Below are 12,540 nucleotides of genomic sequence, written 5' to 3'. Positions count from 1 at the left end.
TTATTTTTTATTTTTCGAAATAAATTCTTGAACTGATTTCAACTCCCAAATCATTGGAAACATTTCCTTTAAGAGTGATAGGTGTTTTACATTCAATCGAAGTCCGTTGCTTAGATGAAAATTTCCTTTTTCATCTTCGTGTAACGATAAGTGTAAACCAGCCAAACGGTATTCGATTTCGGCTTCTTCAGGGAAATACTCCGACGCTTGAATTAAAGTTAAAATGGCATTATTGTATTCACCCATTTGATGCATCATATCTACCCAAAACAACCAAGTGTCTAACTGAATATCTCCATATTCGACTGCTTTACGGTAGCCAAACTCAGCTTCTTCATAATTGTTGATGGCTTTATTTATTGCTCCAAATCGTTTCCAATACAAGCGATTTTGGTCATCGATTGCTAATGCTTTATTGACAAAATATAGTGCTTTTTGAAAGCTTTTTTGACCTATGTAATAATCAGTAATTGCAATCCAGCCTTTGTCTAAAAGCGGGTCTTCGTGCACTGTTTTATTGTAATATTTTAATGCTTCAGCTTTTCGACCTAATTTTTCGTGGCATTTACCAATGCGAAGTAAAGCATAGGAAGTTGGATCATCTAAGTCAATAGTAGTTTGATAGCTTTCAATGGCTTCCTCATAGCGTTTTAATCGTTCCAAAGCTTTCCCTTTTTCCATAAAAGCGCCAATAAACTCATCATCTATTAAGGTAGCATAATCAAAAGCTTCTACTGCGTTCTTATAGTCTTTAACGCCATAATATAATCTACCCATTTGATGCCAAGCGATTTCACTATATGGATTTTTATCGATATATGTTTTTAGATAGTCAATCGCTTCAAGATTTTGATCTAAAAATTCGTAGCAATACACCACATTATATAAAGCCGATTGGTCTTCAATATCTTCCTCAAGACATTTGATAAAGTTTTCTTTTGCCAATTCTAAACTATCCATAAAGAGGTATTCCATTCCAATTAAGTTGTAGACACCAGCAAGGTCTTCAGTATATTTTAGTGCGGTTTTTAAAAATTCAACAGCTTTTTCGTGCTCATCTCTTTTTGAATAAATACTAGCCTTTTGGATGTAGATTTCTTCGTTTGTCGGTTCGATCGCATATAGTTCGTTTAACAACTTTTCTGCTTGATCCAATTTATCATCATAAACCAATATTTCAACTTGAACGAGTTTTAATCCCGTTGATTTTGGGTGTTGTTCTAATCCTAACTTCAATGCTTTTTTGGCCAAAGTGGCTTTGCCCATATCAAGATAATGCAAAATGATATCTTCGAATTCCTCCGAGTCAAAGAAAAACACTTTGTTGGTTTTCAACATCGATTCAAACTTCGACAAGGATAAGTTTTGGTCTTCTTCGTTATAATCCAAGTGCATAATAGTAGGTTTAAAATTATCCTTAATAAAAGTAGCTAAATGATGGCTTTTATTGAATTGTTGATTTTATTGTTGTAAACAATTTAATTAACAACTAATTGGGTGTCGAGATACGAGTTGCGGGTTGAAGGTCGCGACTTGTTAGTAACTTTAAATTTTCAACTTCTATCTCCCAATTTCCCACTCCTAACTACTTCATCCATAGCCTCAATAATAATGCCACAACCTTCTCTAATTTCATCCTCAGAAATAGTTAATGGTGGCGTAATTCGGATGGCATTAGGTTCAAAAAGTAACCAAAAAAGTATTAAACCTTTGTCTTGACATTTAAAAATAACTTGGTTTGTAATGTCTGCGCTTTCAGTCATAGCAGCAAGCATCAATCCTTTTCCTCTAACTTCCTTAATCAATGGATGGACTAAAAGTTCTCTGAATAGTTTTTCTTTTGCCAACGATTGCGCGGCATAATCTTTTTCAAGAATTTCTTGCAAAGTAGCCAAACACGCTGCCGCAATGACAGGATGACCGCCAAAAGTGGTAATGTGTCCCAGTTTTGGGTCATGACTGAGTAAATCCATGTATTTATTGTTGGCAATAAATCCGCCAACGGGCATTCCGCCTGCCATTCCTTTTCCGATGATAACCACATCGGGAACAACATTATAATTTTCGTAGCCAAACAGTTTGCCGGTTCTACCAAAACCTGGTTGGATTTCGTCAACAATCATCAATGCGCCTACTTCTTCGCAACGTTTTTTTACTTTCGCTAAAAAATCATGCTGAGGTTCAATAAATCCTGCACCACCTTGAATGCTTTCTAGAATTATTCCAGCTGTTTTTGTAGTTATTTTTTCTAAATCGGCTTCGTTGTTAAAAGTAATGAAGTCAACATCAGGAATTAATGGTCGAAAAACCTGTTTGCGTTCCTCAAAACCCATAACGCTCATCGAACCCATGGTATTGCCATGATATGCATTATGACATGAAATTAACTGACTTCTTCCAGTAACACGGCGAACTAGTTTTAATGCACCTTCACAAGCTTCGGTTCCTGAATTGACCAAGTACACTTTATTTAAACTCGGATGTAAATTTTCAACCAGTAATTTGCAATATTCTACTGCCGGATGTTGCGCATATTCGCCATACACCATCACGTGTGAATATTTATCCAATTGGTCTTTGATGGCTTGATTTACTCTTGGATGTTGATGACCTAATGAGCAAGCTGAAACGCCTGCCACAAAATCTAAATATTTTTTACTATCGCAACTATAAATATAAGAACCCAAAGCATAAAAAACACTCATTCCAAGAGGATATGGTGAGGTTTGTGCTTGATATTTTAAAAAATCTTCTTTCATTTTTTATCCACTGATAGACAATCGTTTTATTCGTTTTTTTGGTAATTGGTAACAGCATTGCAATTGGCACACCAGTTGAATTGCTCTTCTTGACTTTGTAGGAAAGTTTTAGTTACTTCACCACAATGTTCGCATGGTTCCTCATCGCTATCGTCTTCAAATATTTGAAGCGGACACGCATTACAACTCCACACAGTAAAGTTAGATAAGACATCACTTTCATGCCAGGTGAACGCGTCTTTTTTGCATTTGGGGCAAATTTGCGTAACCATTATTTTACCATAGGTTTAGAACTTACTTCTTTACTTTTTACTTTGGGCTTTGGATTTTTCTTATCGTAATTCAAGGTTGCTGCGCTCGGAAGTAACGGTTGGTTATCTTTTTCTTTATCTTTTTTTCTTTTTTCTTGAATTTTAGCTTCGAGTTCGTTTTCTTCTGGAGAAAAAATATCTTCCTTGGTTTTTATTCGTTCATCGCCGCGCCAAATAAAACCCCGCAATTTCCTTGCGTTTTCGGGTAATTCCGTTTCTGGATAAATATCGCCATCGATTTGATTATAAGTGGTAATAGTTTCGATAGTGTTTTTATCTAAAACCATGTTGATTTTGCTACTTACACTTTTGTTAATACCTATCAATTCTTGGTTGTCGTTCCGCATGTAATAAATAACTTCGGTGTTTTTGATAATATCCACTTCTCTCAGCTTGTTATCTTTAAATTTTCCGTACAGATTTTGACCTTTAACCTGATTATATCCTGTGCTCAATGTGTCTTTCGAGATGATGAACGAATTGTTTAGCACTTTGAGCGAGTCGAGTTTTTCGGTTTCTTTATTAGAAATTAAATGCATGATATCACCCGTCATTTGATTATCGTAGTTCCACAAAATAGGATTTTTAATCATTTTTGTTAAACCCGTTTTTTGATCAGAATGGATTGAGTCACATTTTCCACTCATGTCTGTTTTGTAGAAACGCACATTATTATAGGCACGAATAATTCTTTCGCCCGATTTACCTGTAATTAGCATCCGCTTTCCGTGAATATACATCGAATCGTTTTCCACAAGTGTGATGGCAACCGCTCTTTTGGTTATCATCATAGAGTCTTTTTGCGTTTTCAGATTTCGATAGATTTCGGCATAATGCCCTTTGATAATTCCTTTGTTAATTGTGTCGGTTATCTTTACATTATTGGTTGCCGAGGCATATTCTCTATTTCTGTCATAAAATAAACTATCACCTTCAATGCGTCGGTCTTTGTATTTTATATAGGAGTTTTTTTTAAAATAAGATAAGTTTTTCTTAGTGTCATAAAACCCTTTTTCGGTGTAGATGAAATTTTCTTTACTCGTTATTGTTGATGGACCAAATAAATAGGAGTGACCCGAATTAGTATAATAATCTAAATGATTGGACTTGATCACATATTTTGGATTGGTAATGGTAACGGCTGTGGTGAATTTGAACTTTTTTTCATTGGCATAATATTTCCCTGCTTTACTTTTTAAAATGTTCTCTTTATTGGTAATTACTCCCAATGAATTATAATAGGCTTCTTGTGTATTTCTATCAAAATTAATAGTATCAGTAACCAAAGTTGACTCGGGAGAACGCATAATGACATTGCCTGTCGCATATGCTTTTTTTACTTCGCCACTATATTCTGCATATTTACTGTTCAAGAAAAGCGTGTCGCCTTGCACCATTTGTACTTCGCCAAATGCTTTTAAATAATTTTCTTTTTCAAAAAAATAGGCTTTATTACACGTAAATAAAATCCCTTCGTGGGTTACTCGAACATTGCCACGCAAAAGCAACGCATCGGGAACTTCATCCTGATTTCTGTCTGCAAAATCGGAGTATTCCACGTGTATTTTGGAGGATTTTTGTGCTTGAAGATGTGTCAAGATAAAAAACAATAATCCGATGGAAAAAAGGAACTTTTTCAAATGGTTTAATTTTCGTCAAATTTAGGAAATTAGCAACAACCAAAATCGTTATTAAGAATATTTTATGTTACGCCATTTCTCAATCAAATCTTTATATTTGTCAAAGCATGTTGTCGACTAAATCGGCAAATGAATATCCTATGAAAAGAATAATTTTAATAGTAGTGGCTTTTAGTTGCCTTTCCTGCATCACATTTGCCCAAAAAAAATCAAAAACGCCCATGAAGAATAAAACCGAAGCGGTTACACAACCCAAAAAAGCTGTTGTTTATCAAGTTTTTACAAGATTGTTTGGTAATAAAAATTCTACTAACAAACCTTGGGGAACCATCGAAGAAAATGGCGTGGGCAAATTCAACGATTTTACCGACAAAGCGTTACAAGAAATTAAGAAATTGGGCGTAACCCACATTTGGTACACTGGCGTTCCGCATCATGATGTGATTAGAGATTACACTAAATATGGTATTTCTAATGATGACCCCGATGTGGTGAAAGGTCGCGCAGGTTCACCTTATGCTGTGAAGGATTACTACAATGTTAATCCCGATTTGGCTGTTGATGTTAGTAAAAGATTGGAAGAGTTTGAAGCACTTATTGCGCGTTCGCATAAGAATGGTCTGAAAGTTATAATTGATATAGTTCCTAATCATATTGCGCGCAATTATCAGAGTTTGAGCAATCCAAAAGGTGTAAAAGATTTTGGTGCCGATGATAATACTTCGGTGGAATATGCTCGTGACAACAATTTTTATTACATACCAGGCAAAGCTTTTGAAGTGCCAACATCTGACAGTTACAGACCACTTGGTGGCGAAAAACATCCGATGGCTGATGGCAAATTTGCTGAATTTCCTGCAAAATGGACGGGCAATGGTTCGCGTGAAGCCAAACCCGATATTAATGATTGGTATGAAACTGTGAAAGTAAACTATGGTATTAAACCCGATGGTACCAAAGATTTTCCTGAACTGCCAGCAGGTTATGACACTAAAGATTATAAAGAACACTTTGCATTTTGGAAGGATAAAGACGTGCCCGATTCCTGGAAAAAGTTCCGTGAAATTGCTTTGTATTGGATTGCAAAAGGTGTTGACGGTTTTAGATATGACATGGCAGAAATGGTGCCACATGAGTTTTGGAGTTATATGAACTCGGCCATCAAAATGAAAAATCCCAATGCTTTTTTACTTGCAGAAGTCTATAACCCAAAAGAGTATCGCAATTACATCAAGCTGGGAAAAATGGATTATTTGTATGACAAAGTAGAAACCTACGACCATTTGAAAGCTGTGATACAAGGCAATGCGTTGCCCGATCCACTCTCTGATATTCAAAATAGCATGATGGATATTGAACACCACATGTTACACTTTTTAGACAATCATGATGAGCAGCGCTTGGCTAGCAAAGATTTTGCCGGTACACCCGAAAAAGGAAAACCCTTGATAGTGCTTTCTGCTACAATTAGTTCCTCGCCAACGATGATTTATTTTGGTCAAGAAGTGGGTGAAGCAGGTCATGAAGACGGTGGTTTTGGCAAACCAACTCGCACGTCAATTTTTGATTATGTGGGCGTTCCTAGTCATCAACGCTGGATGAATGGTGGAAAATTTGATGGTGGACAATTAACACCAAAAGAAAAAGACCTGCGCGATTTCTATTCTCGATTGCTCAATTTTACTTTAAATAGTGATGCTTTGATGGGCAAATACCAAGAAATTCAAACCATCAATCGGAACGAAACGAAAGACTATGATCCTGGGTTGTATTCTTATGTGCGGTACAGTGCTACCGAAAAACTAATTGTGGTGGTTAATTTTTCATGGGTAACGACTAGTAATATTGAGTTGAAAGTACCTGCGGATATCATTGCAAAATGGAATTTGAAAGAAGGACAATACCCGTTAGAAGAGCAACTTTATGGAAGCACGGCACAGCTCATTGTTGCAAACGGTATTGGGACTATAAAGCTTAGTATAAAACCAAGTGAAAGTTTTATTTTTAAGTTATAAATTCAATTTTAGCCTTAAAGACCTATTTCTATTGAAATGGGTTTTTTAGTTGCAAAGATGATTTAGATTGACAATTTTAAACACTTAAACAATCGTTATTTATTCACTATAATTTGTTAAAGTTGTAATGTGAAAATAGTAATCGTGTTAATTTTAGACTTCTAAATTATGTTCTATGTTTCTACTATTTTTATTTTCGTGTATGATGAATTCCGAATTGCTTTTTGATTTTAATGACAAAACTAATAACAGCGCATGGAATATTGTAGACGATGGTGTTATGGGTGGCTTGTCTTCTAGCCGATTTACAATCAATGCTTCGGGTCATGGTGTGTTCAAGGGCACGGTATCGACGGAAAATTATGGCGGATTTTGTTCTGTAAGACACGATATGAAACCACTTTCGCTAAAAGGAAAAAAAAGCTTTACCTTGCGTTTAAAAGGAGATGGTAAAAAATACCAGTTTAGAGTAAAAGCCAATAGCCGTGATTATTATAACTACATCTATGAATTTCAAACCACAACCGATTGGCAGACAATTGAAATTCCTATTTCTGAAATGTATGCCTCATTCAGAGGAAGGACGTTGGATATTCCTAACTATGATGGAGAACGATTGTCTGAAATGGCTTTCTTAATTGGAAACAAAAAAGAGGAAAGCTTTCAATTGCTGCTTGATAAAATTGATTTAAAATAAGAGTAAAAGGCCAAACTTTTTTAGTTTGGCCTTTATTAATCATCGAGTTATCGTTTGTTTTCTATCGGGTCCAACTGAAACAATTTTAATTGGAACTTCGACTTCTTTTTCAATGAATTCGATGTAATCTTTAAGTTCCTTTGGTAAAGTCTCATAAGTTGTCATGCCAGTTAAATCAGCTTGCCATCCTTTAAGTTCGGTGTAGATAGGAGTTACGTTTTCTTCTTCAATATTGTAGGGCAAGTGTTTGATTACCTCTCCTTTGTAGTTATAAGCTGTAGCAACTTTCAACGTTGCAAACCCCGAAAGGACATCGCCTTTCATCATCATCAGTTGGGTTACTCCATTAATTTGAATAGCATATTTCAACGCCACTAAATCCAACCAACCGCAACGGCGTTTTCTTCCTGTAACGCTTCCAAATTCATTCCCCACACTTGCCATTAAATCGCCGGCTTCGGTAAAATCTTCAGTAGGAAATGGTCCCGAACCTACACGTGTGGTATAGGCTTTGAAAATTCCGTATACTTCTTTGATTTTGTTGGGTGCAATTCCTAAACCTGTACAAGCACCAGCAGCAGTTGTGTTAGAAGAAGTTACAAAAGGATAAGTTCCAAAATCAACATCGAGTAACGAACCTTGTGCGCCTTCACAAAGGATAGATTTTCCTGCTTTTTGAGCTTGAGCCAAATATTCTTCGCTGTCAATAAAATGTAGTTTTTTCAAATCTTCAATGGCTTCAAAAAATTCCGACTCTAATTCAGGTAAATTATATTGAATATTTACATCATAAAAGGCAATCATGGCTTCATGTTTGTCTGCCAAAGTGCGGTAACGTTCCTTGAAATCTGCCAATTCAATATCTCCTACACGAAGTCCGTTTCTACCCGTTTTGTCCATATAAGTTGGGCCAATTCCTTTTAGCGTGGAACCAATTTTTGCTTTTCCTTTTGACGCTTCCGATGCGGCATCAAGTAAACGATGAGTTGGCAATATTAGATGCGCTTTACGCGAAATAATTAATTTTGATTTTAGATCTAGATTGAATTTGGCCAAACCATCAATTTCACTTTTGAAAACTACAGGGTCAATCACAACCCCATTTCCAATGATATTAATACTATTACGATGAAAAATCCCAGATGGAATAGTTCTCAAAACGTGCTTAATTCCATCAAATTCTAATGTGTGTCCTGCGTTTGGTCCGCCTTGAAATCGAGCAATGATATCATATTTTGAAGTAAGTACGTCTACTATTTTTCCTTTTCCTTCATCTCCCCATTGTAATCCGAGTAGTAAATCTACAGTCATTTTATTGTGTGTTGTATTTGTTGTCTTGTATTTGTTGTATTGTTGTATTTTCTATTGCTTTTTAGTCGCATAAAAATATAAAGAATGATTGTGTATTTCTATTCCAAAAATTTCTTCAATAGTTTGTTTGATGGTTTGAATTCTTGGGTCACAAAACTCAATTACTTCGCCTGTGTCAGTCATGATGATGTGGTCGTGTTGCTTGTCGAAATACGATTTTTCATAATGCGCTTGATTTTGACCAAACTGGTGTTTGCGCACTAATCCACAATCCAACAAAAGTTCGATAGTGTTGTACAACGTGGCACGAGAAACCCGATAGTTCTTATTCTTCATTTTGATATACAAATTTTCAATATCAAAATGTTCTTCGCTGTCGTAAATTTCTTGTAAGATGGCATAACGCTCTGGCGTTTTTCTATGGCCATTGTTTTCAAGATATAATGTAAAAACATTTTTTACCGTTTCTTGATTTTTTGAATTATCAGTAGCAATTAGTGTCATAGGACAAATGTAATTTTTTTGTTTAAGGTTTAAAAGTTTAAAAGTTTAAAGTTTTACACCAAGTGTTGATATGTCAAAATTCTAACTTTAAATTTCATTTTATTCTTTCCAATAATCCGCAACCCGCAACTAATTGGTATATACTCTTGTTACTTTATCAACACCATCAATTTTTTTAATATTGTCAATCAGCTTTTTTAAAATGGTGTTATTTTGAACTACTACCGCTACTTGACCATTAAAAATTCCTGCTTCGCCACTCAAGGAAATACTTTGAATATTAACGTGCATATTATTCGAAATAACTTTGGTCAATTCATTGGTTAATCCCAAACTATCCATGCCTGTAATTTTCAAAATAGCTTTGAACTCCTGTTGTGAAGAGTCAATCCACTTGGCTGGCATGATGCGATAGGCATAATTGGATTGCAGCGTTATGGCATTAGGACAGTCTTTTTTATGAACCTTTATTCCTTCGTTAATAGTGATAAAACCAAAAACATCATCTCCTGGAATAGGGTTGCAGCAAGACGATAATTTATAGTCTAACTTGTCTTGTTCTGTACCAAAAACAAGCATATCAAAGTTCTTGTTGAGCTCTTGTTTATTTATGTCTTCTTGGTTTGAGCTTGGCGAGCGTTTGATTTTACTTTTAAAGAAATTCATCAAAGTATTGCTTTTTTGAGCGGCAAAATCTTTGAGCTGCTGATTTTCAATCGAGCCAATTCCTACTCGGTAAAATAAATCTAAACTGGTTTTCAGTTTAAAAAAGTTAACCATTTCATTAATTACATTTTCATTTAATGTAATTTTTAAATGTTTCAATTTTCGGGTTAAAAGTTCACGGCCGTCTTCAGCTATTTTCTTCGTGTCCTCGTTAAGAACGTTTCTAATTTTATTCTTTGCCCTCGAAGTCGTTACATAGTCAAGCCAGTTGATGGTGGGTTTTTGATGAACAGAGGTAATAATTTCTATTTGATCACCACTTTTTAATTCATGGTTCAATGGTACTAACTTTCCATTTACCCGAGTTCCACGTGTTTTGATTCCTATTTCACTATGAATACTGAATGCAAAATCCAGTGAAGTGGCGCCTTTAGGTAAAGATTTGATTTCTCCTTTAGGTGTAAAAACGAAAATCTCCTTAGCATAAAGATTCATTTTGAAATCTTCTACAAAATCTACTGCATTGGTTTCTGAACTTTCTAATGCTTCTTTTAGTAAGTTGAGCCACGTGTCTAAGCCACTTTCTTCTGTTGCACCTTGTTTGTATTTATAATGTGCCGCATATCCTTTTTCGGCAATTTCATCCATACGTTCACTGCGCACTTGAATTTCAACCCATCGTCCTTTTGGTCCCATTACCGTGATGTGTAGGGCTTCATAACCTGTTGATTTTGGTGATGAAATCCAATCACGCAAGCGACTTGGACTTGGGCGATAATGGTCGGTTACAATGGAATAGATTTTCCAGGCTAAAAACTTTTCGTCATGAAGATTAGATTTATAGATAATTCGCAAGGCAAATTTGTCATACACTTCATCAAAAGTCACGTTTTGTGCCGCCATTTTTCGTCGTATGGAATAAATAGATTTTGGTCGGCCTTTCATCACATAGTCAACACCTTCTTCATTCAAAGACTTTTTTAAAACATCCGAAATAGTAGCAATGTAAGCGTCTTGTTCTTCTTTGGTTTCTTTAATTTTGCTTACTATTTCTGTATAAACTTCGGGTTCAGTATATTTTAATCCTAAATCTTCTAATTTAGTTTTTATGTTGTATAATCCCAAACGATGCGCTAATGGAGCATAAATGTATAAGGTTTCAGAAGCAATTTTTACTTGTTTGTAATCGGGCATGGAGTCCATGGTTTGCATATTGTGCAAACGATCAGCTAATTTTATAAGAATTACACGAACATCGTCATTCAAGGTCAATAGCATTTTCCGGAAGTTTTCCGCTTGCATCGAGATGTTCATGTCCTTTTTTACTTGAGCAATTTTTGTCAATCCTTCTACTAAATGAGCGATTTTAGGATTGAACATTCTTTCAATATCTTGCAAAGTGATATCCGTGTCTTCCACCACATCATGCATCAAAGCAGCGGCAATGCTCGTTGCGCCGAGTCCAATTTCGGAAGCAACAATTTTAGCCACACCTATAGGATGAAAAATATAGGCTTCACCTGATTTTCTTCGTTGGTCTTTATGTGCATCAACGGCTACGTCAAAAGCTTTCCGAATGATTTTTTTATCGGCATCGGTTAGGGTTTGATAACTAATGCGAAGTAACTCTTTGTACTCCTGAGCAATGGCTTTTTTTTCTTTATCTAAATCTACTTCTGTCATAGCATTTTTAACAATTCCCTAAAATTAGGAATTACTATTGAGATGTGCAAAAAGAATAGGAGAAAAGTTGGTGGTTTCGAGTTTGGAGTGGATAGTGTGACTAAGAAAATATTATCAGTAATTAAAAAAATAATTTAAATTTTAAAGTTAGCTAGTTCTTTTGAAATTGATGTATACAGTTCTTTTTCCCACGAAATAGTTTCAATTTGAGGAAATAGCTTGTTAGTTCTAAAGTCATGTGGTGCAATGATAATCGGGAAGTTAACATTTTTAGCTTTAGAAGCCAAAACAAAAATTTCTTCAATAGTATCATCGCCAACAGGAATACAACCAATGGTTACACTTTTTCCATGTATCATGATATCGCCACCTAAGTCAGTTCGTTGCTCTAAATTGGCTTTTTCTTTGTCAAAAGTGTTTGGGTAATTTACTTTGATAGAAAGGTGATACGAACTATTTGGGTTTAAATATTCCATTTTATAAATACCTTCGGGGATTTGTTTATCGCCATTTTTTAATTTTGGACCCATTGTTCCGCTGAAAGCCGTAAAGGGATATTTTTTTAATAATTTCCAATTGTCAGTTTCATTTTTTCTAACATACAACTCAACAACTTGTTCTTTTTTAAATGCTAGAATTGCCATTTCAAAATGATCAAAGGTGATACTATTTATTTCAAAATTGTTTTTTAATGAAACTTTTACCTTTGAACTATATTTTTTTAAAACAGTTTCAATAGTTTGCTTTTCTTTTAAGTTGAAAAACACTCCGATGATTTGGTTTCTTAGTAAATATAGAACCAAAATAAGTACAATTATTATAAAAAGAACCCGTTGGGTGTAATTAAATTATTTGATTTTTAATATTGTTTATTGGTCTATCAAAAATGAATTTATTGATATATTGAACCAATGTTAATGCTGTTATTTTGGCTAAAATTCTTGTTTTAAAACC

The 12,540-nt window shown here is 35.0% G+C and carries 10 protein-coding genes and 1 pseudogene; 2 read left to right on the top strand and 9 right to left on the bottom strand.

The features are described from left to right. The 4 genes from WFZ85_RS11135 to WFZ85_RS11120 form a co-directional block, all read right to left on the bottom strand. Positions 1-1,395 carry a tetratricopeptide repeat protein gene (locus tag WFZ85_RS11135; protein ID WP_342696368.1) on the bottom strand — a complete coding sequence of 465 codons (1,395 nt, stop codon included), beginning with the start codon at positions 1,393-1,395 and terminating at the stop codon, positions 1-3. 158 nt (positions 1,396-1,553) lie between these two features. After that, positions 1,554-2,759 carry an aspartate aminotransferase family protein gene (locus WFZ85_RS11130; protein WP_342696367.1) on the bottom strand — a complete coding sequence of 402 codons (1,206 nt, stop codon included), beginning with the start codon at positions 2,757-2,759 and terminating at the stop codon, positions 1,554-1,556. 26 nt (positions 2,760-2,785) lie between these two features. Continuing rightward, positions 2,786-3,031: a hypothetical protein gene (locus tag WFZ85_RS11125; protein WP_342696366.1), complete on the bottom strand. Its 246-nt coding sequence runs from the start codon at positions 3,029-3,031 to the stop codon at positions 2,786-2,788. Further along, the gene (locus WFZ85_RS11120) at positions 3,031-4,710 is read right to left on the bottom strand and encodes an OstA-like protein (RefSeq protein WP_342696365.1); all 1,680 of its coding nucleotides are present in this window, start codon (positions 4,708-4,710) and stop codon (positions 3,031-3,033) included. Before WFZ85_RS11120 ends, WFZ85_RS11125 begins: the two co-directional genes overlap by 1 nt. 140 nt (positions 4,711-4,850) lie before the next feature. Here WFZ85_RS11120 and WFZ85_RS11115 point away from each other — a divergent pair, with 140 nt between their 5' ends. Together WFZ85_RS11115 and WFZ85_RS11110 are read left to right on the top strand one after the other, a co-directional pair. Then, the gene (locus WFZ85_RS11115) at positions 4,851-6,725 is read left to right on the top strand and encodes an alpha-amylase family protein (RefSeq protein WP_413789738.1); all 1,875 of its coding nucleotides are present in this window, start codon (positions 4,851-4,853) and stop codon (positions 6,723-6,725) included. Between the two features lie 175 nt (positions 6,726-6,900). Further along, complete coding sequence (locus WFZ85_RS11110; RefSeq protein ID WP_342696364.1) at positions 6,901-7,422, top strand: CIA30 family protein; 522 nt, start codon at positions 6,901-6,903, stop codon at positions 7,420-7,422. Positions 7,423-7,461: 39 nt separating this feature from the next. Here WFZ85_RS11110 and WFZ85_RS11105 read toward each other — a convergent pair whose 3' ends face one another. From WFZ85_RS11105 to WFZ85_RS11085, 5 genes and pseudogenes are all read right to left on the bottom strand, one after another. Beyond that, the gene (locus tag WFZ85_RS11105; RefSeq protein ID WP_342696363.1) at positions 7,462-8,733 is read right to left on the bottom strand and encodes an adenylosuccinate synthase; all 1,272 of its coding nucleotides are present in this window, start codon (positions 8,731-8,733) and stop codon (positions 7,462-7,464) included. Between the two features lie 51 nt (positions 8,734-8,784). Then, the gene (locus WFZ85_RS11100) at positions 8,785-9,237 is read right to left on the bottom strand and encodes a Fur family transcriptional regulator (RefSeq protein WP_342696362.1); all 453 of its coding nucleotides are present in this window, start codon (positions 9,235-9,237) and stop codon (positions 8,785-8,787) included. 129 nt (positions 9,238-9,366) lie between these two features. After that, complete coding sequence (locus WFZ85_RS11095) at positions 9,367-11,586, bottom strand: RelA/SpoT family protein (protein WP_342696361.1); 2,220 nt, start codon at positions 11,584-11,586, stop codon at positions 9,367-9,369. Positions 11,587-11,720: 134 nt separating this feature from the next. Next, positions 11,721-12,389 carry a L,D-transpeptidase family protein gene (locus WFZ85_RS11090; RefSeq protein ID WP_342696360.1) on the bottom strand — a complete coding sequence of 223 codons (669 nt, stop codon included), beginning with the start codon at positions 12,387-12,389 and terminating at the stop codon, positions 11,721-11,723. 40 nt (positions 12,390-12,429) lie between these two features. Next, positions 12,430-12,540: pseudogene (locus WFZ85_RS11085) on the bottom strand (IS982 family transposase); the annotation flags it as partial.

Source organism: Flavobacterium aureirubrum, assembly GCF_038739835.1.
In the GTDB taxonomy this organism is placed as follows: Bacteria; Bacteroidota; Bacteroidia; order Flavobacteriales; family Flavobacteriaceae; genus Flavobacterium; species Flavobacterium aureirubrum.
The sequence above is the reverse complement of the archived record's forward strand: the minus strand, read 5'-3'. Positions and strand labels throughout refer to the sequence as shown.

Excerpts from the sequence above, each read along its gene's own strand:
- WFZ85_RS11125 (WP_342696366.1), bottom strand. The coding sequence starts at position 3,031 with ATGGTTACGCAAATTTGCCCCAAATGCAAAAAAGACGCGTTCACCTGG.
- WFZ85_RS11110 (WP_342696364.1), top strand. The coding sequence starts at position 6,901 with ATGTTTCTACTATTTTTATTTTCGTGTATGATGAATTCCGAATTGCTT.
- WFZ85_RS11105 (WP_342696363.1), bottom strand. The coding sequence starts at position 8,733 with ATGACTGTAGATTTACTACTCGGATTACAATGGGGAGATGAAGGAAAA.
- WFZ85_RS11130 (WP_342696367.1), bottom strand. The coding sequence starts at position 2,759 with ATGAAAGAAGATTTTTTAAAATATCAAGCACAAACCTCACCATATCCT.
- WFZ85_RS11115 (WP_413789738.1), top strand. The coding sequence starts at position 4,851 with ATGAAAAGAATAATTTTAATAGTAGTGGCTTTTAGTTGCCTTTCCTGC.
- WFZ85_RS11095 (WP_342696361.1), bottom strand. The coding sequence starts at position 11,586 with ATGACAGAAGTAGATTTAGATAAAGAAAAAAAAGCCATTGCTCAGGAG.
- WFZ85_RS11135 (WP_342696368.1), bottom strand. The coding sequence starts at position 1,395 with ATGCACTTGGATTATAACGAAGAAGACCAAAACTTATCCTTGTCGAAG.
- WFZ85_RS11100 (WP_342696362.1), bottom strand. The coding sequence starts at position 9,237 with ATGACACTAATTGCTACTGATAATTCAAAAAATCAAGAAACGGTAAAA.